19 protein-coding genes are annotated in these 22,176 nt (G+C 37.0%); 5 read left to right on the forward strand and 14 right to left on the reverse strand.

From position 1 onward, the window contains the following. Positions 1-57: 57 nt before the first annotated feature. The 11 genes from QM491_RS00500 to QM491_RS00550 all read right to left on the reverse strand — a co-directional run bounded on the left by QM491_RS00500 (position 58) and on the right by QM491_RS00550 (position 14,032). A complete protein-coding gene (locus tag QM491_RS00500) occupies positions 58-3,228 on the reverse strand; it encodes a SusC/RagA family TonB-linked outer membrane protein (RefSeq protein WP_283325300.1) in 3,171 nt (1,056 codons plus the stop codon). 629 nt (positions 3,229-3,857) lie between these two features. Further along, positions 3,858-5,210: a Gfo/Idh/MocA family protein gene (locus tag QM491_RS00505; protein WP_283325301.1), complete on the reverse strand. Its 1,353-nt coding sequence runs from the start codon at positions 5,208-5,210 to the stop codon at positions 3,858-3,860. Between the two features lie 264 nt (positions 5,211-5,474). Beyond that, positions 5,475-5,957, reverse strand: a complete 483-nt coding sequence (locus QM491_RS00510; RefSeq protein ID WP_283325302.1) for a YdeI/OmpD-associated family protein — start codon at positions 5,955-5,957, stop codon at positions 5,475-5,477. A 652-nt stretch (positions 5,958-6,609) separates the two neighbouring features. After that, complete coding sequence (locus tag QM491_RS00515; RefSeq protein ID WP_283325303.1) at positions 6,610-7,536, reverse strand: bifunctional riboflavin kinase/FAD synthetase; 927 nt, start codon at positions 7,534-7,536, stop codon at positions 6,610-6,612. 63 nt (positions 7,537-7,599) lie between these two features. Further along, positions 7,600-8,307: a tRNA pseudouridine(55) synthase TruB gene (truB, locus tag QM491_RS00520; RefSeq protein ID WP_283325304.1), complete on the reverse strand. Its 708-nt coding sequence runs from the start codon at positions 8,305-8,307 to the stop codon at positions 7,600-7,602. 171 nt (positions 8,308-8,478) lie between these two features. Further along, the gene (locus QM491_RS00525; RefSeq protein ID WP_283325305.1) at positions 8,479-9,282 is read right to left on the reverse strand and encodes an undecaprenyl-diphosphate phosphatase; all 804 of its coding nucleotides are present in this window, start codon (positions 9,280-9,282) and stop codon (positions 8,479-8,481) included. A 151-nt stretch (positions 9,283-9,433) separates the two neighbouring features. Beyond that, positions 9,434-9,637 carry a DUF3098 domain-containing protein gene (locus QM491_RS00530; protein WP_283325306.1) on the reverse strand — a complete coding sequence of 68 codons (204 nt, stop codon included), beginning with the start codon at positions 9,635-9,637 and terminating at the stop codon, positions 9,434-9,436. A 546-nt stretch (positions 9,638-10,183) separates the two neighbouring features. Further along, positions 10,184-11,068 (reverse strand): cell division protein FtsX, encoded by an 885-nt coding sequence (locus QM491_RS00535; RefSeq protein WP_283325307.1) that lies wholly within the window; start codon positions 11,066-11,068, stop codon positions 10,184-10,186. A 169-nt stretch (positions 11,069-11,237) separates the two neighbouring features. Further along, positions 11,238-11,828 (reverse strand): bifunctional nuclease family protein, encoded by a 591-nt coding sequence (locus tag QM491_RS00540; RefSeq protein WP_283325308.1) that lies wholly within the window; start codon positions 11,826-11,828, stop codon positions 11,238-11,240. Positions 11,829-12,178: 350 nt separating this feature from the next. Further along, entirely contained in the window at positions 12,179-13,144 is a 966-nt protein-coding gene (locus QM491_RS00545; protein ID WP_283325309.1) for an electron transfer flavoprotein subunit alpha/FixB family protein, read from the reverse strand. Positions 13,145-13,297: 153 nt separating this feature from the next. Further along, on the reverse strand, positions 13,298-14,032 hold the full coding sequence (locus tag QM491_RS00550) for an electron transfer flavoprotein subunit beta/FixA family protein (protein WP_283325310.1): 735 nt from the start codon (positions 14,030-14,032) through the stop codon (positions 13,298-13,300). A 182-nt stretch (positions 14,033-14,214) separates the two neighbouring features. Between QM491_RS00550 and QM491_RS00555 the strand changes: the two genes are divergently transcribed. The 3 genes from QM491_RS00555 (at position 14,215) to QM491_RS00565 (ending at position 16,524) form a co-directional block, all read left to right on the forward strand. Beyond that, positions 14,215-14,544: a tetratricopeptide repeat protein gene (locus QM491_RS00555; protein ID WP_283325311.1), complete on the forward strand. Its 330-nt coding sequence runs from the start codon at positions 14,215-14,217 to the stop codon at positions 14,542-14,544. 216 nt (positions 14,545-14,760) lie between these two features. Then, positions 14,761-15,138 carry a hypothetical protein gene (locus tag QM491_RS00560; protein ID WP_283325312.1) on the forward strand — a complete coding sequence of 126 codons (378 nt, stop codon included), beginning with the start codon at positions 14,761-14,763 and terminating at the stop codon, positions 15,136-15,138. A gap of 117 nt (positions 15,139-15,255) precedes the next feature. Further along, positions 15,256-16,524 (forward strand): hypothetical protein, encoded by a 1,269-nt coding sequence (locus QM491_RS00565; protein WP_283325313.1) that lies wholly within the window; start codon positions 15,256-15,258, stop codon positions 16,522-16,524. Between the two features lie 281 nt (positions 16,525-16,805). On the opposite strand, the gene QM491_RS00570 is transcribed toward QM491_RS00565, so the two are convergent. Together QM491_RS00570 and QM491_RS00575 are read right to left on the reverse strand one after the other, a co-directional pair. Beyond that, positions 16,806-17,627 carry a purine-nucleoside phosphorylase gene (locus tag QM491_RS00570; RefSeq protein ID WP_283325314.1) on the reverse strand — a complete coding sequence of 274 codons (822 nt, stop codon included), beginning with the start codon at positions 17,625-17,627 and terminating at the stop codon, positions 16,806-16,808. A gap of 69 nt (positions 17,628-17,696) precedes the next feature. Beyond that, positions 17,697-18,923 (reverse strand): BaiN/RdsA family NAD(P)/FAD-dependent oxidoreductase, encoded by a 1,227-nt coding sequence (locus QM491_RS00575; protein ID WP_283325315.1) that lies wholly within the window; start codon positions 18,921-18,923, stop codon positions 17,697-17,699. Positions 18,924-19,163: 240 nt separating this feature from the next. Here QM491_RS00575 and QM491_RS00580 point away from each other — a divergent pair, with 240 nt between their 5' ends. Both QM491_RS00580 and QM491_RS00585 read left to right on the forward strand, forming a co-directional pair. After that, a complete protein-coding gene (locus tag QM491_RS00580; RefSeq protein ID WP_283325316.1) occupies positions 19,164-20,189 on the forward strand; it encodes a DNA/RNA non-specific endonuclease in 1,026 nt (341 codons plus the stop codon). A gap of 311 nt (positions 20,190-20,500) precedes the next feature. Continuing rightward, a complete protein-coding gene (locus tag QM491_RS00585; RefSeq protein WP_283325317.1) occupies positions 20,501-21,376 on the forward strand; it encodes an aldo/keto reductase in 876 nt (291 codons plus the stop codon). Positions 21,377-21,435: 59 nt separating this feature from the next. Here the strand turns inward: QM491_RS00585 and QM491_RS00590 are convergent, their stop codons facing one another. Then, complete coding sequence (locus QM491_RS00590; protein WP_283325318.1) at positions 21,436-22,173, reverse strand: TrmH family RNA methyltransferase; 738 nt, start codon at positions 22,171-22,173, stop codon at positions 21,436-21,438. Positions 22,174-22,176 lie beyond the last annotated feature (3 nt).

Below are 22,176 nucleotides of genomic sequence, written 5' to 3' on the forward strand. Positions count from 1 at the left end.
TGGTTTCTTCATGGAGGTTGGGCACTTTTCGACAAAAACCCAACCCTCAATGCCTTATTAGAATGTCAAGTTAAGACCTAAAATCAACGAACGAGACAATGGCAAACCGCCGTAATCACCACCTTGTGGGAATGAGTTATCACCACTTAAGTTAGTATTTACTGCATCTGGGTTCCAACCACCTTTATACTTGTCTGCTCCAAACCAGTTTTCAGCTGTGAAATAAATACGAGCACCTTTTACATATTTTTTGCTGATTACTTGACCCAAATCATAACCTACAGTGATGTTACGAACTCTCCAGTAATCTGATGACCACAACCAGTCTGTGTTTTTGATACGACCAAATGTAGAATAAGCCTTACCTCTCAAACCATCACCTGGGTTATCTACCGAACGCCAACGATCTCTGTAAATACCCAAAGCGTTGTCTGTATAACCTTGACCAGTTCTGTCAACCGCACGACCAAACAATGAATATACATATCCACCTGATTGTCCTTGAACTAATACTGTCAAATCAAAACCTTTGTATTTGAATGTGTTAGTCATACCATATACCAAATCTGGGTTTGGTTTACCAGCATATACACGGTCATTGGCATCGATTTTACCATCGCCATTAGCATCAAAATATTTTGGATCTCCAACAGTTTGTGTACCGAACAAAGCTACTTTATTATCAATATCGGCTTGTGTCAAAATACCTACTTGTTTAACTAAGTGATAAGCATACATTGGCTCGCCAACTTGCAATACACTGTGAGGAATATCAAATGACGATGGGATATAAATTGTTGCATCACCTTGCCCTAAGTGAACCACTTGGTTTTCGTTATGACTCAAGTTAACCGATGTCGTCCATTGGAAAGATGAGTTGTTGATGTTGCGAGAAGTTACCTCTAATTCCCAACCTTTGTTCAATACTTCACCGATGTTAGTCAATGAGGTAGCAAAACCCGTAGCTTGAGGAACAGGTACGTTCAACAACAAATCCGTATTGCGTTTTGTGTAATAGTCAAAAGATGCAGTGAAACGGTTTTTCAAGAAACCTACATCCAAACCAACATCGATAGTAGATGATTTTTCCCAAGTTAAATCTGGGTTAGAAATACGGTTTGGCGCTTGACCACCCGCTTGTGCACCACCAAAATCATAATTATAGAAGCCCAAAGTAGAGATACTGCTATAATCACCAATGTTGTAGTTACCAGCTTTACCCCAGCTTGCACGCAATTTTAAATCACTCACTGAAGATACATTCTTCATAAAATCTTCTTCGCTCAATCTCCAACCAATCGAAGCTGATGGGAATAGACCCCATTTGTTGTTATCACCAAAACGAGAAGAACCATCGCGACGAACACTCGCTGACAACAAGTATTTGCCTTTGTAGCCATATTGCACACGACCAAAATAAGACAACAATACATTTTGTGTTTCGTTGGTATTACCTGTTACACTTACTGCGGCATTCAAACTTGTAATGGTACTACTGTTATAACCACCATTTGATGACATCGTTGATGTTCCGATTTTTGTCAAGTTATACGCATAACCAGCTACTGCCGAAATATCGTGGTCTTGGTTGATTGTAGTAGAATACGACAAGGTATTTTCGTTTACAAAAGTTTGTTTTTTCAAGGTCGAGAAACTACCTGAAGTAGACAAACCTGGCGTTGTAGTACGTGCAGACAAACTACCATTTACCCAGTCTGGGCTGTATCTTTTGGTCGACAAATCTGTATTATCAAAGTTGATAGAGCTTCTAAATGTTAGGCCTTTTGCTAATTGATAATCTACAAAAGTTGAGAAAATTGTTCTAAACGTTTTTGTAAGACCAATGTTACTTTCTAACTGACGAATAGGGCTATTACGGCTCACACTCCATGGATATTGACCATATTGAGCGGTGTTTGCATCTAAACCATTTTCTTGTACTGGCGTCATGCCTGCTACAATATGCAAAATAGCGTCTTTACCTTCTACCCCTGGGTCATTTGCTTCAGAATATGATGGTGCTAAGTTTACACCAAACTTCAATCTTTCGTTTGCTTTTACCTCTACGTTTGCACGAGCTGAGTAGTTACGGTAATAGGTATTCAAAACTGTACCATCTTGGTGAGTCATGTTACCTGACACATAGTACTTCACATAATTATTACCTCCGCTTGCAGACAACTGATAGTTATTTACTTTACCTGTTCTGAAAGCTTCTTTTTGCCAGTCGATATAATTTAATCCTGGGTGACCCGCTTGAGCCCAACGATCATCCAACATCAAGTTTGAGTTTACTGCTGTAGAAGCCAAACCTAAGATGGCTCTTCTTTCGGCAGTAGTTTGAGATGCAGTACGACCTACACCAGAAGCTACCCACTGAGCATTAATCATCTCTGTTGCACGATCTACCCACTCGTCAGCACTTAACATATCCAACATTCTAACGGCTTTTGTAATACCCGAATAGGCATTAAAAGTAATTTTAGCTTTTCCTTCCTGACCTTTTTTCGTGGTAATCAATACAACACCATTAGCCGCTCTTGAACCATAAATAGCAGCAGAAGAAGCATCTTTCAATACCTGAATATTTTCAATATCATTCGGGTTGATATTGTCCAATGGGTTACCTGTACTGAAACCACCAGAAGCATTTTGTCCAGAAGTTTCCAATGGAAAACCGTCAATCACATATAAAGGCTCGTTACTTGCCGAAATTGAACCCGAACCACGTACTTGCACACTAAAGCCTTTACCAGGAGTTCCTGATGTTTGCTTTACTTGTACACCTGCCAATTGACCTACCAAAGCTTGGTCAACACGAGAGATAGGGCGTTGATCCAAATCTTTTGCATTGAAGTTTGCCATTGCACCTGTTACGTTCGCTTTTTTCTGCGTACCATATCCAACTACCACAACCTCATCCAATGATTTAATATCTGGCTTTAAACTTACATCTTGTTTTGTTTGACCATCAATAGCTACTTCTAGTTTTTCATAACCCACCGAAGTAAAAACTATCACTGCACCTTTGCCAACCGAAATAGAATAGCCACCGTTTACATCAGAAGTAACACCACGCTGGCTACCTTTTACCAACACACTCACACCAGGAACTCCTTGGTTGCTCGATGCGTCGGTAATTTTACCAGTCACCACTCGCTCCTGTGCCAAGCCAACATAAGAAAGCAAGCACAAAACGATCCATACAAATTGTCTAATTGATCTCATATAGTCTGTTTTTAATTTGGATTAAAAGATAATTGAGGGTTCGGACCTCTGTTTTACTATATATGTAAAGTCTTTTAGTAAATAATTTGAAGAACACCAAGTACAAAAAGGCAATGAAAAGCCTAGCCCCTTTTTTTAAAAGGTTCTGGAAAGCTTTTCATTAGCGCAAATAGTGTCTTAGAATTAAATATTTAGAAGTCTGGTATTTTAAGTAATCGTGCAGAATAAGATTTAAGTTATGTGTTTAGGCACTAGGCAACAGGCACAAGGCAAAGAGTGTTAAAATATTTTTTAATAACCACAGTCATGCTTTTTTCCAAAGCCCACCGCCGAAAACCGTTACCTGAAAGCCCAAAGCCCAATCTTAAATTTTACCCGCATTAAGCTATAGGCTGTAAGTTGAAAAGTATTTCTCACGAAATAATTGAATCTTTTTTGCCTAATGCCTACGGCTTACAGCCTAAAGCATTTTAATACAATTTTATCCGAATTAAGCTCTAGGCTTTATGCTATAGGCTGTAAGTTGAAAAGTATTTCTCACAAAATAATTTATGCTTTTTGCCTAATGCCTACGGCTTACAGCCTAAAGCATTTTAATCAAGTGCTTTTAGGCATCTCGATAGCATTTCTTACGATTTCACTGCCAATGGTTTTAAATCGGTCAATGATGCAATTTTTACAGGTTGTCCAGAGTCTGAGCTTTTTCTTGCTGCAATCCCAACCAAGATAGCCATAGCTCCATCACGGCTTCCTGCTGCCTGACGGTATGTGTCTTTGGCATTAGGATTACGGAAAATCTTATCTCTCAAGCGTGCATCTCCTCCGCCATGTCCTTCAGCTTGTTGGATTTTGATGTATTCGATATCTCCAAAATTGCGAGAAAGCATCAACTCATCATAATTCTCAATAGTCATTTTACCCGATTCTTTAATCCAAGCTTCCAAACGTCCTTTTGTTCCGTTAAACGCTATTCTATATCCTTCATAAGGTGAATATGTCGTTAACGAATAGGCAACGTTCACGCCATTAGCGTAATGAATGGTGGCAGCCATTTTGTCGAAAATATTAATATCTTCTTTAAACACACAACCATCTCTCAAGTAGCCATCATGCTTTTCGTTTTCTACATAAAGCTTGGTCAAACGGGTGTCTTTTGTTATATCCCAATAAAAATTACAAGATGTCTTGTGTGCACACGAACGGCAGTTAGTTCCACGCTGTTCACCATTTTTACCGTAGTGCTCTAGCGACGCTTGTGCATATACGGATTCTGGCTCTGATTCTAGCCACCAGTTCAACAAATCAAAATGATGACTTGCTTTGTGAACCCATAATGAACCAGAATTTTCACGAAGTCGGTGCCAGCGTCTGAAATAATCTGCACCATGACGAGTATCCAAATACCAATGAAAATCTACAGAAGTAACTTTTCCAATAGCACCCTCACGTAAAAGTTCATAGATCTTCTGACGATGAGGAGAATAGCGATAATTAAAAGTAACCGTTACCTTTTTCCCAGTACGTTTTTCTGCATCCAAAATAGCCTGACATTTTCCTTCGTCAGTAGTCATTGGCTTTTCGGTAATGATGTCAGCACCCAATTCCATACCACGAATAATAAACTTATCGTGCGTGGCATCGACTGTTGTTACTATCAACAAATCAGGCTTGGTTTCCTTCATCATTTTCTCGAAATCTGTGTAAACATTACAATTTACACCCAAGAATTGCTTTGCTGTTTCGGCACGACCAGGATTGATGTCACACAAACCAACAAACTCAATTACATCGCCAAATTCTTTCACAACTGGTGTTCCCCACATGCCTGTTCCACGGTGCCCAGTACCCACCATTGCTACTTTGCGTTTGGTGGTAGTATTTCCAAGTGTTTCTGACAAGTTTGCCATAAACAAACCTGCTGAGGCCAATGATGTTTGCTGTAAAAATGCTCTTCGATTAAGATTGTTTTCTTGACTTTCCATTTCGGCAACGTCCTTTATTTTCGGTTAACATAGGTTTGTAAAGTAAGTTTTGCCAAGCAAAAACGCTTTAAATCAATTGTTTATACTTTGCACTTTACAAATTATTTATTGTAAAATAACCTATTGTATCAAAACGAACCATCATGCCCCATCCTGTTTATACTGAATATTCTTTGAATAATACAATAAATATTGGTTGGTTGAAATTTTTTGAAGGGAAAAAGTGTAGACTGTATAGAGAAAAGAAAGAGGAAAATCTTATTGTTATCGTGAAGGTTTGGTTAAACCATTAGTCAAATCTTTGAGTGTTTGAGCCATTCTTTCCACCTGAATATCTTCATTTTTTGCGGAGATAATCCATTTTACAAATGCTTCTTGCTGACTTTCTTTTAGTTTATTAAATGCTTTTTCGGCAAATGAATCTAGCGCCAAACATTCGGCAAATGCAATTGGAATAGGAAGTGCACTTTCGTCCAAAAAGAGTTGAATATGTACTGTATCTCCAGCCTGTTTTTTAATCTGCTTACGAAGCTCAGATTTAAGGGGTAAAAACAAATGTCCATTGCCCATGGGCATTAATTTATAGCGTGACAATTGATAAGAATCGATAGAACCTTTTACTTGTATCCAACCAAATGGATTTTGTGGGTTTGGGGCAATAGTAGGTAAAGCCACGTATGTCCAGCCTCCTTTTCCCTCAAATTTTTGAACAGGTAATATCGCATCTATTAATAAAATATCAGGCATTGCTCAAATTTTGATTAAAGGACAGTATAGGCTTTAGCATAAAAATTACATTAATAGTATATCGGTAGCATTTCTTGCTGCATCTGATTTTAAGTGCCTTCAAATAACGAATATAAGATTACTTAATATCGTTTTCTAACTTATATTCAATTAGCTGACACCTCTAGTTATCAGCTAATTGAATATAAGTTAATGGGCAAAATTAAATTTAAGATTATGCTTGGGGCTTTCAGGTAACGGCTTTCGGAGGTGGGTTTTGGAAAAAAGCATGGCTGTGGGTAATAAAAAACATTTTAACACTCTTTGCCTTGTGCCTGTTGCCTAGTGCCTAAACACATAACCTAAATCTTATTCTGCACGATTACTTAAGTAATCGTGCAAAATTAAATTTAAGAAATTGATGGGATAAGATATTAGTAATCATAAAATTACACTCAAAACTCATCACTCACAATTCAGCACTCATACTTAAGTTAGTAGGCAAAATAAAATTTAAGATTGGGCTTTCAGGTAACGGCTTTCGGCGGTGGGCTTTGGAAAAGAGCATGGCTGTGGTTATTAAAAAACATTTTAACACTCTTTGCCTTGTGCCTGTTGCCTAGTGCCTAGACACATAACCTAAATCTTATTCTGCACGATTACTTATAGTTCATTATTGCAAAATATCAGAAACGGTCAGTTTATCTTGAGCAATTTGCGCCTTCAAGGCATCTAATCCGTTGAATTTTTGTTCTGCTCTCACTTTTTGGACAAACTCTACTTTGAGGTTCTCCCCATAAATCTCTTTGTCGAAATCCAAGATATTAACTTCAATCGTTTTGTAAGTACCATCTACAGTTGGGCGGTTGCCAATGTTTAGCATTCCTCTCAATTTCTCTGCATTATAATACACCCAAACCGCATAAACACCATCTTGAGGAACCAATTTAGTTTGTTCACGCACTTGGATATTGGCTGTCGGAAAGCCAATGGTACGTCCTATCTGTTTGCCTTTTACCACCAAGCCATTTAGGTCATAGTTACGCCCCAAAAAATGCTGCGCCTGAGTCATATCTCCATCTTGGATTGCCTTACGAATCTTAGAAGAACTCACCGCTACGTGGTCTATATCCTGACGTAAAATTTCTTCAACGCCAAAGCCATAACGACTGGCATTTTGTACAAGATAATCAAATCCTCCCTCACGGTTTTTCCCAAAGCGATGGTCATAACCAATCACCAAGGTTTTAGTACCAATAGTATGAATGATTACTTTTTGGATAAACTCTTCGGACGTTAACTCCGAGAACTCTCTAGTAAACGGAATGACTAATAGATGTTGGACGCCATTTTGAGTCAACAATTCTATTTTTTCATCCAAAGTAGAAAGGAGTTTTACTTCCTGATTATCGGCCGACACCACCGTGCGAGGATGTGGGTAAAAGGTAATAACTACGCTCTCCCCTCCTGTTTGTTGCGCTACTTCTGCTAGCCTTTTTAATATCTTTTGGTGTCCCAGATGTACGCCATCAAAAGTGCCACTGGTAACAACTGCATTTTCTAGTTTTTGAAATTCTTGAATTCCGTAATATACCTTCATATCACAAATTTAGTCGAAAAAAAATGTGGTACGACACAGTCACACCACAAATCCAATGTTATACTATTTTACAGGAGCAACCGCTCTTTGCTTTACAAATTCTTCAATAGTTAAAGCATTCGTCACCTCAAATTCCCCGATACGTTCACGACGAAGAGCACTCATATAAGCTCCAGACTGACAAGCTAGCCCAAAATCACGTACCAAACTGCGAATGTAAGTGCCTTTTGAACATACAATTCGGAAGTGAATCGTCGGGAACTCTGAAGTATCAATGTCAAATTTCTTCACTTCGACTTCTCTCGATTTTATTTCGATATCATCTTCTGTTTTTCCTTTTCTTGCCAATTCGTACAAACGTTTTCCACCAACAGAAATCGCCGAATAAATCGGTGGAATTTGCAAAATTGGACCTGTCAATTGCGCCAAGGCATTTTGCATGATTTCATCAGTAATATGTTCGGTCGGAAATTCACCGTCAAATTCAGTTTCTAAATCTATCGAAGGGGTAGTTTTTCCTAAAACCAATGTTCCAGAATATTCCTTTTCTTGTGCTTGAAAACTATCGATTTGTTTCGTCATTTTACCCGTACAAAGAATCAGCAAACCTGTTGCCAATGGATCCAAAGTACCAGCATGACCTATTTTTTTAAAATTACCTGCATACTTCAATTTTTTGACTACATCAAAAGAAGTCCAAGTAAGAGGCTTATCAATCAGCAACACCTCTCCAGGATCTTGCACAGGCTGATTTTGTTGATTTTCATTCATAAAAATTATATTTCTTGGAGAAGGTATAGTTTGTTTAAAAACTTACCTCTATTTTATTATATCAAGTGTTTACTTCTCTTTCTAGTGAAGAATGGAGTAGCCATCATTATGAAGGGAAACACTTTTATGACAAAAATAACTCCAGAATTTTGATTTTTCACATCATTGCTCCTAGACTACGCTAAGCGTGTGTCCTGTTGCTAATAATCCTAAAATGGTTAAGCCTACGATAATACGGTAAATACCGAAATATTTAAAGCCGTATTTATTCAAAATACTGATGAAAAACTTAATAGCTAATACCGCCACAAAAAAAGCAACAATGTTTCCTACCGCTAACAATTTTACCTGCTCTGAAGTAATAGCTCCTTCTTCTTTGATAAACATCAAAAGCTTGTAACCAGTAGCCGCTGCCATTGTAGGAACCGCCAAAAAGAAAGAAAATTCAGCCGCTAAGCTACGAGTCAATTTTTGCTGCATACCACCAATAATCGTGGCAGCACTACGACTCAATCCAGGAAACATAATAGCTAAACATTGATATGCTCCGATTTTGATAGCAGTAATATTGGTAATATCAGCTTCTTCGTCAAAAATAGGTTTCTTAAACCAATTATCGACAAATAACAAAATGATACCTCCGAGTAATAAAACCGTTGCGATAAATGCTGGATTACCTAAATGTTCATCAATTAAATCATCGAATAATTTGCCAAAAATTAAAGCAGGGACTACCGCCAACATCAATTTTACATAGAATTGCCATTTTGAAAAATCAAAAAACTTTTTCCAATACAGGGCAACAACTGCCAAGATAGCTCCTAGTTGAATACATATCTCAAAAAGTTTAGTAAACTTATCATTCTCAATTCCAAGAATCGAGCTGGTTAAAACCATGTGTCCAGTAGATGAAATAGGTAAAAATTCGGTAAGTCCTTCGATGATGGCTAGAATAATAGATTGAATGATAGACATATAATGTTTAAGTATCTTTTAAGTAGGAAATATTAATGGCTCAAAAATACAAAAAACAAAAAGAAGAACCTGTTTTCATATCCAGAATTCCTCTTTTTGTTTTTTAACGGTAAATATTCGTATGATTGAATATTAGAAGGTTTTTATTTGTCTAAGATTTTTTCAAAATAGCAAAAAATTCGATTGTAAATCCTGCCAATACTACCAAGGGTCCAAGGGTCAATCCTAAGAAACCAAAGCCGAATTCTTCTTTATCCAAGCTCATAATAAAGAATCCTGCAAGAATAACAACAATACCCAACAACATCAATGTATAGTTGGCTTTTCCAAATGGCAATTTTGATGAATTTGACATAATTTTCGAATTTTATTGATATTAAAGCCATAATGGCTTCGAAGTTCATTTTTATAATTTATTCCTTTGTATAGAAGGTACTCTGCTCCCACTTAAGTATGAGTGCTGAATTGTGAGTAATGAGTTTTGAGTGTAATTTTATGATTACTAATGTTTTATCTCATCAATTTATTAAATCTTATTTTGCATAATTACTTAAGTAATCGTGCAGAATAAGATTTAAGTTATGTGTTTAGGCACTAGGCAACAGGCACAAGGCAAAGAGTGTTAAAATGTTTTTTAATAACCACAGCCATGCTTTTTCCAAAGCCCACCGCCCAAAGCCGTTACCTGAAAGCCCAAAGCCCAATCTTAAATTTTATTTTGCCTACTAACTTAAGTAAGTAGGCAAAATTAAAATGAATTTTACCCGCTTTAAGCTCTAGGCTTTATGTGGTAGGCTAAAAGTTAAATAGTATTTCTCACGAAGTAATAGAGACTTTTTTGCCTAATGCCTACGGCTTACAGCTTAAAGCGTATTAATTCAATTTTATTTTGCATTAATACTTAATAAAGGTCGTCTAAAGACAATTTAAGATATTTATCAACTGAACGGAAAGTACTTGTTACTCCCACCAGTACACCTATCATCAAAATGATAAGAATCAATAAAACCATCTTATCTATTTCTTGTAAAATCACTAACCCATCTACTTTATTAACCGCCAATTGTTGTGTTACAATCAACAAAGTACTTGCGATAAAACCACTAATCAGACCTTGTAATGCACCTTTTGACACAAATGGTTTACGAATAAATGAGTCAGTAGCTCCCACAAGCTGCATACTGCGAATCAGAAAACGTTGTGAATATAGCGCAAGTTTGATAGTATTATTGACAAGCATAATAATGATTACCAATAACAACAATACAAAACCCGACAAAATGAGATATATCTTAGAAATATTTTTGTTGACTTCGTCAACAAAGTTTTCTACATAACCTACTTCTTTGATTCCTTGAATACGCTCTAAAGACTTTTTAATTTCCTTCAATCTACTTTCACTGAAATATTCTTCCTTGATTTTGATTGAATAAGAATTCAACAAAGGATTGTTATTTTTGCCTAATAACTTATGAAAATCCTCACCCGAGTCATCTATAAACTGTTTTGCGGCCGCATCTTTTGAGATAAAATTAATCTGAGCAGAGTTATCCTTGTAAAGAACAAAAGGATATTTTGCTATTTGCTTGTAGATAGAATCCAATTTGGTATTAGACAATTCGTTGTCTAGATATGCCTGCACTTCTACATTTTGTCGAACCACTTCCGCTAGTTTACGGGCATTAAGCGTCAAAAGTCCACAAAGACCAATCAAGAACAGGGCAATTGTTAAACTCACAACTACCATCAGGTTAGGGGTATTTCCTAGTTTTTTAACTTTTGGCATGATTTTACAGTGCGATTTGGAGCGTAATCTTCAATGCTGCACAAGTAATTCGTAGGTTCAATTGTTACTGAAACAAATTTACTTGTTTTTCATTGCAATAATATACATTTAACGCTTTTTAACAAAAAAGCCGTCTGATAAACTCAAACGGCTTTTTTTATCAGTTGAATTAATTTCTACGTTCGATTTCGTCTCTGATTTTAGCTGCCCTTTCATAATCCTCACTTTCGATAGCTTCCTCAAGCATTTTGTTGAGTACTTCTACAGGATTATCTCTGAGCATTTCGCCAAATGATTTTTTAGGATTTGACGACTCGATAGCCTCGTCATCATCATCATGCTGTGAAGTTTCATTTACAGAAATACCAGCTTCAGACAATACGTGTTCGGTTGTATAAATTGGCACATTAAAGCGTAAGCCAATCGCAATTGCATCAGAAGGGCGAGCGTCTATTGCGACATCTCTTAAGCCATCAGAACATTGTATTTTAGCAAAAAATACGCCTTCTCTTATATCTGTAATGGTAATTTCGGTAACTGAATAACCAAATGACTTAGCAAATGTTTTAAACAAATCATGCGTCATTGGGCGGTTAGGTTCAATTTTTTCAATTTCAATGGCTATTGCCTGAGCCTCAAAAGTTCCGATAATAATAGGTAAACGACGAGGTCCGTGCTCCTCTCCCAAAACAAGCGCAAAAGAGCCTGTCTGTGATGAACTTGGCGACAATCCCAATATTTCTAGTCTTATTTTCTCCACTTTGTAAGAGCTTATAATGAATAAACGGTTGAATTCCTACCAACATTGTCTACAACCTTGCCAAACAGTCTCACTATGCCAATTTGTCATAACTAGTAGGATTTATGATGATAACAAAGATATAAACCTCATTAATTTTAAAAAAGTTTTCTTCCTGTTTGTTTTACTAAATTAAAAGTAAGGATATGCCTAGTTTTAGAAATATCTGTATGGTCAATTGTATTTCGTTCTGATAATCAACAAAAAAGACCTATCTCTTTACGAGAATAGGTCTGATTCGCAACGGCAAGAAATTTCGGTTTACTTACTATGTCTTGTTATAAAAATTTTAATTAAAGTAAAATCAACAATTACTTCGATGCTTGAATAGCTTTTGTCAAACGAGGTAATACATCAAAAACGTCGCCTATAATCCCATAATCAGCCGCCTTGAAGAAAGGAGCTTCTGGATCTTTGTTAATCACCACAATCACTTTAGACGAGTTGACACCCGCCAAATGTTGAATGGCTCCTGAAATCCCGCAAGCAATATATAAATTAGGAGAAACTTTAATACCTGTTTGACCAACGTGCTCATGGTGAGGGCGCCAGTCCAAATCAGAAACGGGTTTTGAACAAGCTGTTGCTGCTCCGAGTGCATTGGCTAGGTCTTCCACAATTCCCCAATTTTCTGGACCTTTCAATCCACGACCTGCCGATACTACTAAGTCTGCTTCTGGTAAGGATACCTGTCCAGATGCTTTATGTGTACCTGTCACCTTTACGGCAAAATCAGCATCGTTCAAGGCTGGTGCAAAATTTTCGACAGATGCACTACCATCGCCCTCAACTACATTTACCGCATTTTTCTTAATAGCAATCACCTTTTTGTCAGATGTCAATGCCACAGTCGCAAAGGCTTTACCCGTATAGATACTTCTTTTCACAGTGACACCACTAGAAAAATCTGGTAAGTCAACGACGTTTGACACAATAGAAGCTTTTAACTTGGCAGACACTCGTGCTGATACGGCATCGCCTAATGAAGATTTCGACAAAATAACGAACTCTGCTGACGTCGCATTTACAGCCTCCGCTAATACACTTGAATATGCCTGAATCGAAGCAATATTTAAACGAGCATCAGATGCCCACAATACTTTGGTTGCTCCGTACTTACCAGCGATAGCTAAAGCTTCATTGCTAGACTCGCCAATGGCAAGAACTGTCACTGAACTACCTTTTGCTTTGGCAACTTCTGAGCCATAATATATTGCTTCTAATGATGATTTTTTGATTAAGCCGTTATCTAATTCGGCAAAAACTAAAACGCTCATAATAATATCGTTTGTGTGCTAATCAGTAAAAACTGTTATCTGTTAATCGTTGATTTGTTATTAGTCTTTTTCATTTTTCTAAATAACCAACTGCTTTATAACACCTTTAGATAACACGGTTAAATGCTTTGAATAAAAACTTGATTGAGAATCTTACAAAACCTTAGCTTCGTTTTTCAACAAATCAATTAATTTTTCTGCCTCTTCTGCAGGAATCATTTTTACGGCACCTTTTGGTGCAGGAAGCGCATATTTCTCAGTAATAGTCAATCCTGAACCTACTGGCTCTACAACTTTTAGAGGTTTTGTTCTAGCCGACATAATGCCACGCATATTCGGGATTTTCCACTCAGCAATTGGCTCTTGGCAACCTAATACCAATGGCAATGAAGCTTCAACATCTTCTTTTCCACCTTCAATTTCACGAGTCATTTTAGCAACACCCCCATCAATTTCCAATTTCATGACTGGCGAAAGCGATGGTATTCCCAACATCTCTCCTACTAAACCATGCACCACACCACTATTGAAATCAATAGATTCACGACCCATCAAAATCAAGTCGTAATTTTCTTGAGAAGCAATATGTGCAATTTGTTCTGCAACAAAATACGAATCAGTCGGTTCGGTGTTCACACGAATAGCATCGTCGGCACCAATTGCCAAACATTTACGGATTACTTGTTCAGACTCAGCCTCACCCACGTTCAAAACTGTTACGGTACCGCCGTGCTGTTCTTTGAGTTCGACTGCACGAGACAAGGCATAATCGTCGTAAGGTCCGCAAATATATTGTACGCCCGTTTTGTTAAACTTGGTATCACCATCGATAAAAGAAATTTTAGCGGTGGTATCAGGGACATTGGTAATACATACTAAGATTTTCATAACAATTAAAATATTATGTTTACAGTAGATTAATCGTACAGCTTTAATATTTAACTATACCGAGGATATTTTTAACTTTTCGAACAACATTCTGATGCAATATTAACGAAAAGTTTTAAAAATAGTATGCAAGCATAATAATTTTTTCAAAGTTTTTTACAAACCCTTTTATTTAAAGCAAGATGAACCAATTTCGCCTTGAACAATTGCGTAAATTTTATGAAGAAGAGCCCAACGACCCCTTTAATGCGTATGCGTTGGCAACTGAGTTATTAAAGTTTGACCTGCAAGCAGCACGACAATTATTTGAAGAATTATTAGCAAAGCACCCAAATTATTGGGCAACCTATTATCATGCCGCAGCGCTTTACACTACTTTAGAAGAATTTGATTTGGCAGAACAGACTTACCAAAAAGGCATTGAGATTACAGCAAATCTCCAAAATGAAAAGGCTTTAAAAGAACTAAAAGGAGCCTATCAAATGTTTTTGGATGAGAGGGAAGAATGGTAAACCCTTTCGGATTTGGGATAGCTGATTTTGGTTTTTTGCGAGAAATGGTCAATTTATTTTTTTGATTATCCAAAGTTTATCTAATTCGAATTAAAAAAATCTGAAATCTAATATCCCAAATTCGAAATCCAATTAAACCTTTCCATTTTCAAACATTCTAAGAAATATAACAAACTCCTTCGCGGAGCGTTTAATAGTAAAATCACAACGAAAGTCATGAACTGCAAAAAACACATATTGCTTTTCTTCATCCTAATCTTAGGTTATGGATGCTTGGCTTGGGGAATGAAATCTACTTCATTCGTCAACTCAGGAAGAAAAGAGTTTGTTGCGGCTTCAAGTATTTCTGGTGTAAATGGAGTAGTAAAAAACACAACTCCATCATTTGTTTTGGCAGATGACAACGAAACAGAACCAGAACATACTCAAGACCTTGTACCTGTTGTTGGTTTTCTTCCAGATTTTAGTGCTTTTTTTGATGCCTTTGTATTACCTGAAAATTTGGTAATATATCAATCTACTGGCAACACTTTTCCTTATCACATCAATCACCTCTACGTGCTATTCCATGAGTGGAAATATCTACCTTTCTAATTGCTTGTTTTAATACATTGTAACCTCATTTTTAGTTACAATAGCCTTTTGGATACTGATTTTTCGGTTTCCACAGTATTATCTATTCGTTTTCTAATCATTATAGTATTTAAAGCCATGAAAACTAACAAGCTTTTCGGAGGAATGGAAGCATTGGAAGGAATTAGCTTCCGTCACACAGTTGTTGCTTTTATAGCATTGATTATGACATTGTTCCAAAGTCAAATATTTGGACAAGCTAATCAGATTGAAACCCTCAAAGGGATGCAACAAAGTATTGCGTCGTACGATGCAGATGTTCGTGAGTCCATATTGACTACTAGTCAATATCCTGTGGCGTTGGCAACGATTCAAAATTTGCGCAGTCAGGCTCAAAACTCATTTCAAAACGTTATTAAAGATTTTAGTCAGAAGAAACAAGGTTGGTTTTACGAGCTAACTCGTTACCCAGATTTGTTACACACCTTGGCTACCACTCCAAGCGGTAAAAGTCGTGATGAGATTGAAGCAATGTTCCCCAACAAAGATGAAAATTTGGCAACTGCTGCATGGAAACTATATCGTCATCACGAAGATGATTTAGATAAAGTAGATCAACTGTACCAACAAGCAGAGGATGGGTTCAAAAAAACCATTCAGCCACTTGATGCCACAGCGCAAAGTGCTTTTACCACATTGGCAAAATATCCAGATGTAATGTTATTCTTGAATGACAATTTGGACATTACGCAACAATTAGGTAAAAAGTATATTTCGGATCAAAGCGGTTTAAAAACTGAGTTGGCTGCACAACATGATAGTTTAGTCGTTCAAAACCAAGCACAATTGGCTGCCTATAAACGTGAATTGGATAAAAATCCACAAGCCAAACAAGAGTTGAACCAAGCGGCTAAGGATTTTGCCAAAAGCAATGGATATATCCTACCCAATGGTCAAATCGCTTATGGTAATGGATATGGTTACGGGTATGCAAATCCATACTCATATTGGTTTGGTTATCCATATTGGTATGGCTCAGCTTTGTGGTACCCTGGAGCATATTGGGGTAGTTTTGGGATGAGCTATGGTTTTGGAGGCTGGGGTTTAGGCATGTTTCCAGCATACGGATTCTCAAACTGGTTCTTTAATGGCGGTTACTATATGAATTATCCAAATTTGTATCGTCATTACGGAAATTATTACCGTAATGTAGTAGCTAGCAGACCTAATTATTATCGAGGAAATACCTTTAGTGGTACAATGAACAACCATTTCACTGCTTCAAGAGGTAGTAGTTTCAACGGAGGTAGTCGTCCTAGCTATGGCGGAAATTACGGAGGAGGATTCCGCTCAGGAGGTTTTTCAGGAGGAGGTAGAAGTTTTGGCGGCGGTGGTAGACATCGTTAATAGATATGAGTCCTTCCTAATTTAGTGATTAATTTAAAATTTGTATACTGGCAGTTGAGACTCAATGATTGCGTCTTAAACGGAATAAAATCTAACATATAAAATCAAAAAATCGGTCGGAAAATATTTTCCGACCGATTTTTTGATTTTATATGCCAACGCATACTTTTTTAGACACCAAACATTTCTTCTCTACGAGAGAAATTCATACTAAAGTAATCGCTAAATCACTCAAACACTAAATTTGGTAGAATGCCCCATATTGATGTTTCATACTTCATTTATGCTCTCTCAACAACCCCTTTAATTATCTCAGTCATTAAGGGCTCTGCTTTGTTAGCCGCAGCTATAATTTTCTCTAAACTAGCAACTTGTAAAGTTTCAGGAATACCCATATCGGTTATTACCGATATGCCAAAGCAACGAATACCCATTTGATGTGCTACAATGATTTCTGGAACTGTTGACATGCCTACAGCATCAGCACCCACCATTCTTAGTAAACGATATTCGGCACGAGTTTCAAGTTGTGGACCAGGAGCATTAACATATATGCCTTTTTGCAACGCTATTCCTAGTTCAGATGCTACATGTTCAGCTAATGTTATTAATTTCAAATCATATAGGTCACACATATCTGGAAACCTATCACCAAACTCCTCATAATGCTTTCCTGTTAGTGGGTTTTCGGGCATAAAAAGACTTATATGATCATGAATAATCATCAAATCACTAACTTTAAAATCGGGATTCAATGCCCCAGAAGCATTCGAAACGATGAGTTTGTTGATACCCAAATATTTCATTACTCTAATAGGAAACGTCACTTGTTGCATAGTATAACCTTCATAATAATGAAAACGCCCTTGCATGCAAACAACTTTCTTACCAGACAGTGTGCCCAAAATTAATTTCCCCGTATGTGTTTCAACAGTCGATATAGGAAAGTGAGGAATTGTTTCGTAGGATAAAACCTTTTCAATAACAATTTCATCTACCAGTGCACCCAAACCTGTTCCTAATACAATGCCAAATTCAGGTATAAAATCAGGCAATTGAGCTTGTATATGCGCAGTTGCTTCATGAACTTGTTCTACTAACATGTTGTCTAAAGTTTTTGAAAAATTGGTAAAAGCCCACAAGAACACCTAAAATATAGAATTTGTATTTTCTCAAAGCAAAATATTAGATCCTGCAATATAACTTGTTGTCCAAGCCGCCTGAAAATTAAATCCTCCAGTTATGGCATCAATATCTAATACCTCTCCTGCAAAAAACAATCCTTTGATTTTTTTAGACTCCATCGTATTGGGATCGATTTCGCTCAAATCTATACCACCACAAGTTACAAACTCTTCTTTAAAAGTAGTTTTTCCAGAAACAGCTTGATTACAATTTATCAGGTTCTCGGTAAGCTTATTGAGTTGTTTGTTCGAAACATCAATCCAACGCAGTTGCTCATCTATTTCGGCCAATTCACAAAGGCGTTTCCATAATCGAGACGGAACACCCAATAATTGATTTGACTGAATTACTTTTTTGGGATGTAGCTTTTTTTGAGAAATCCATTGCTCACGTACCTCATTTTCAGTTGTTTCGCCACACCAATTGATTAATGTAGAGAATTTGTACTCTACTTCAGCCAATTCTTTGGCACCCCATGCCGATAATTTTAAGATAGCGGGTCCCGAAAATCCCCAGTGGGTTACTAATAAAGGACCATCCTGTTTGAGTTTTCTCCCTGCAATTTTGACATTGGCATTGGGTACACTCACGCCCGAAAGGTCTTTAAAAACTCCCTCTGGTGTGTTAAACGTAAATAATGATGGTAACGGCGCAAGAATATTCAAACCCAAATCTGCTAGCCAACGATAACCCTCTACATTCGGGTTTCCTCCTGTAGTTACCAACACGGCTTCGGCTTCAAGGCTAGAACCATCTAGTAAATCAAGAATAAATCCACTTTCTTCTTTTGGGCGGATTTTGGATACCCCCGTCGAGGTTTTTACTTGAACTCCTTTTCGAATAGCCTCATTTTCTAAACATAGTGCAATTGTTTCTGAACTATCTGTAGTAGGAAACATACGTCCATCTGATTCAATTTTTAAGGCAACACCTTTTTGTTGAAACCAATCGATTGTGCTTTGTGGGTTAAAAACTTTGAAAAGTGGCTTCAAAAAGCTTCCGCCTCTTGGATAGAATTTTGCGAGCTTTTTGTCATCAAAGCAAGCATGCGTTACATTGCAGCGCCCTCCACCCGAAATACGAACCTTGTTGAGAACAGTTCTATTTTTTTCCAATAACAAAACTTCAGCATTGGGGTTTTTCTCGGCAGCTCTGATAGCACCAAAAAATCCTGCGGCTCCTCCTCCTATTATGACTATTTTTTTTCGACTCATTTGTTTTTTTTATCTAAGACTTTTCAATTTCGATACTGTCCGAGTTTATTTCTCGTTTTTTTAGTCAAAAAGCCTCAAACTCTTACGTTTATTAGTACGAAATTAGTAAAATTGTAGTCTTTTAGCTTAATCAAAAAAGTCTATTCTGAAATTACTTTCAAAAACTGCTTTTTCCGATATTACCCAACTCTAAGATATTCATACCAGAATGGGTCTAGAAAAGCCCAACAGAATTGTATTATGAAAACCAGTAAAATTAAGTTTCTATTTTTCCTCATTGTATTAGGAGTTATTCTTTATTATTGGGGGCAACCTCATCCTTTTCAGCAGTTTAAACACGATGTTTCTAACATTTTTAACGGTAAAAATGAAAAGAAAAAAGAACCTTGGACTCGTGAAGGACGCGAAGACAATGTAGCTAGCGATACCAAAGAAAATGATAATGAAGCGAGTGATTCCAAAAGTTCTTCTAAGAAAGATCACTCTATTGTAGATATTTTGAAAGATGCAGTAGAGGAAGGCACCAAAACGCTACCCAATATTAAGGAGGAGGTTTTTAAAGATAATATCTCCTCGAATGTTGTTTTCAAAGACCTTGAAAAATACAAACCTTACTCTTCCAAAGACAATGAAATTGTACGCCATACAGGCTATATGTTGAGCTATCAGGAGGATTATGAACAAGCCTCTTGGGTCTTGCATTTATTAAAATCAGAAGCCGCTAAAGGCAATGAACCACGTTCGAATGAATTCATAGCCGACCCCGAAGTATCGACAGGTTCGGCGGTAACTCAGGATTACTCACGATCAGGGTATGATAGAGGTCATCTTTGTCCAGCGGGCGATTTTAAATATGATCATGAATTACAAAATGAGACTTTTTATATGTCCAATATGAGTCCTCAAGCTCCCGATTTTAACAGAGGTATTTGGAGTGATTTGGAAAGTAGAGTCAGAAAATGGGCGCAAGACAGAGGTGATTTGATTGTTGTAACAGGTCCTATTTTACGCCAAGGATTGGAATTCATCGGAAAACGCAATCAAATAGCGGTACCCGAATATTATTACAAAATTGTGTATGACCCAAGAGACAAACAGGCTATCGCTTTTTTGATGCCTAATCAAGCTTCTTACGAAACTGTGCGTTCTTTTGCCGTAAGTATCGATAGTATCGAAAAGAAGACAGGCATAGATTTTTTTGCTAAACTTCCAGAATCACTACAAAAACAAATAGAATCTGGTGTAAATGTTGGTGACTGGTTCTAAACAAATTGAGTGAATGGTGATTGATAGATTTAGAGAGACGCAATGCGTGACGTCTAAAGGTATGTCAACACGAATTTAGTCTCGAACATGAGGCATCATTTATGGTAAAATATGTAGCATATTTTATTATTTCAATAAATTCTCGACACAAGATTTTTGGGTTATGGAGTTTTTTTCAATCTTTGTCAAAAAAGCAAATTGAAAAAACAGCAGAAAATAATTTCTGGAGTTTCTCCTTCAACTTGATTTTATCTTAACCAACAAACGGTTGAAAAACCAACAAGTACTTAAGTGTTTTAACCCCCTGTTTTATGAACAAAGTATATTTGAGTGATTCGGGTCCTAAAGTTTCAGAAGCGGTTTATGGATTTTGGAGATGGACTAACAATGGTGATCAGACCATTAACCAGATGGAAAAAATCGTAAACCTTTGCCTTGAATTAGGAGTAAATACTTTTGACCACGCTGACATTTATGGTAATTGTTCTATCGAAGAATATTTTGGTAAATTAATCAAAAATAAAGGAGTCAAAAGAGAAGATATTGTTCTGTTCAGCAAGTGTGGCGTTCGTAAATCAAACAAAGGATATACGTATTCTGACAACTCAGAAAAATACATTTTAGAAAGCGTAGATAACTCTTTAAAACGCCTTGGTACTGATTACTTGGATATCTTTTTGTTGAATCAATTAGATATGATTAGCAATCCCGAAGAAACAGCTCAAACACTTCGTGAATTGGTAAACATTGGCAAAATCAAACATATTGGTGTAAGTAACTTTTCGGTATTCCAGCACCAACTATTGGAATCATACTTACGTAAACCAATCGTTACCAATCATATCGAGCTAAACTTGGTAAATACTTCAGCCATTGAAGATGGGCGTTTGGACTTTATCAAACAACGTTTTAGTAAACCATTGGCTTGGGCACCATTGGCAGGTGGAAAAATCCTTGATGGGACAGATTTCAAATCGGCTATATTGAAAGAGAAATTAGCAGAAGTTGGACAAAAATATGATGCAAATATCGAACAAACTGCCGTAGCTTGGTTGATTCAATTGGGAACTTTACCAATTATTGGTTCATTGTCCGAACAACGTATTCGTAATGCTGTGAGCGCTACCGAAATCAAATTGAACCACGAAGACTGGTACGAGATTTATAATGTAGCCTTGATGAAATAGATTGAAATTTTTCTGCTGTTGTTGGAAAGTGCTCCAACAACAGCAGAAATTCTAAAGAACTATCTTCTTAAATTATCGCATATTACAGCAGTCGCAATACCAGCGTTTAGTGACTCTGCACCACCAAACCTTGGAATTGTAATTTTATGCGTTACGACCTTCTCAACTGCCTCAGAAATCCCATTGGCTTCATTGCCTATGATGATATATCCACTTGGTGCAAAATTGTGCGTATGTACGTTTTCTGAGTTCAAAAATGCCCCATAAATTGGTTTTTGTTGTCCTTCCAGATATTTGACCAAGTCGGTATAAAACAAGGACACTCTAGTAAAAGAACCCATTGTTGAAGATATAACCTTGGGATTATACAAATCTACCGTTCCTTCTGAACAAATAATTTTTTGGATACCATACCAGTCAGCAATACGAATAATAGTCCCCAAGTTGCCTGGGTCACGTATTTCATCCAACACTAAAGCATATTCAGTGTCATTTAACAGCAGCTCTTGATTAGCTTTCATCTTGGCAACTGCAAGTGCTGCATTGTTCGAACTAAATGTACCAGCCTTTTCTAATTCTGCCTGTCCTACAATTTCGGCTCTCAAAGGTTGTTTGTCTAATAGAGGTTTAGTTTCTTTGTAAAAATCCTCAGTTACATACAACGACTCAAGCTCAAAATCTGAAGAAAGTAATTCGACAACACTTTTGGCGCCTTCTACTACAAAAGATTGGTATTCTTGACGAAACTTTTTTTGCTGAAGAGCATTAATGTATTTAATCTGGTTTTTTGACAACATAAA

The sequence above is a fragment of the Flectobacillus longus genome, from assembly GCF_030056705.1.
Taxonomy (GTDB): Bacteria; Bacteroidota; Bacteroidia; order Cytophagales; family Spirosomataceae; genus Flectobacillus; species Flectobacillus longus.

Bases quoted from the DNA above. Each gene is read 5' to 3' on its own strand.
- QM491_RS00500 (WP_283325300.1), bottom strand. From the start codon at position 3,228: ATGAGATCAATTAGACAATTTGTATGGATCGTTTTGTGCTTGCTTTCT.
- QM491_RS00505 (WP_283325301.1), bottom strand. From the start codon at position 5,210: ATGGAAAGTCAAGAAAACAATCTTAATCGAAGAGCATTTTTACAGCAA.
- QM491_RS00510 (WP_283325302.1), bottom strand. From the start codon at position 5,957: ATGCCTGATATTTTATTAATAGATGCGATATTACCTGTTCAAAAATTT.
- QM491_RS00515 (WP_283325303.1), bottom strand. From the start codon at position 7,536: ATGAAGGTATATTACGGAATTCAAGAATTTCAAAAACTAGAAAATGCA.
- truB (WP_283325304.1), bottom strand. From the start codon at position 8,307: ATGAATGAAAATCAACAAAATCAGCCTGTGCAAGATCCTGGAGAGGTG.
- QM491_RS00525 (WP_283325305.1), bottom strand. From the start codon at position 9,282: ATGTCTATCATTCAATCTATTATTCTAGCCATCATCGAAGGACTTACC.
- QM491_RS00530 (WP_283325306.1), bottom strand. From the start codon at position 9,637: ATGTCAAATTCATCAAAATTGCCATTTGGAAAAGCCAACTATACATTG.
- QM491_RS00535 (WP_283325307.1), bottom strand. From the start codon at position 11,068: ATGCCAAAAGTTAAAAAACTAGGAAATACCCCTAACCTGATGGTAGTT.
- QM491_RS00545 (WP_283325309.1), bottom strand. From the start codon at position 13,144: ATGAGCGTTTTAGTTTTTGCCGAATTAGATAACGGCTTAATCAAAAAA.
- QM491_RS00550 (WP_283325310.1), bottom strand. From the start codon at position 14,032: ATGAAAATCTTAGTATGTATTACCAATGTCCCTGATACCACCGCTAAA.
- QM491_RS00555 (WP_283325311.1), top strand. From the start codon at position 14,215: ATGAACCAATTTCGCCTTGAACAATTGCGTAAATTTTATGAAGAAGAG.
- QM491_RS00560 (WP_283325312.1), top strand. From the start codon at position 14,761: ATGAACTGCAAAAAACACATATTGCTTTTCTTCATCCTAATCTTAGGT.
- QM491_RS00565 (WP_283325313.1), top strand. From the start codon at position 15,256: ATGAAAACTAACAAGCTTTTCGGAGGAATGGAAGCATTGGAAGGAATT.
- QM491_RS00570 (WP_283325314.1), bottom strand. From the start codon at position 17,627: ATGTTAGTAGAACAAGTTCATGAAGCAACTGCGCATATACAAGCTCAA.
- QM491_RS00575 (WP_283325315.1), bottom strand. From the start codon at position 18,923: ATGAGTCGAAAAAAAATAGTCATAATAGGAGGAGGAGCCGCAGGATTT.
- QM491_RS00580 (WP_283325316.1), top strand. From the start codon at position 19,164: ATGAAAACCAGTAAAATTAAGTTTCTATTTTTCCTCATTGTATTAGGA.
- QM491_RS00585 (WP_283325317.1), top strand. From the start codon at position 20,501: ATGAACAAAGTATATTTGAGTGATTCGGGTCCTAAAGTTTCAGAAGCG.
- QM491_RS00590 (WP_283325318.1), bottom strand. From the start codon at position 22,173: ATGTTGTCAAAAAACCAGATTAAATACATTAATGCTCTTCAGCAAAAA.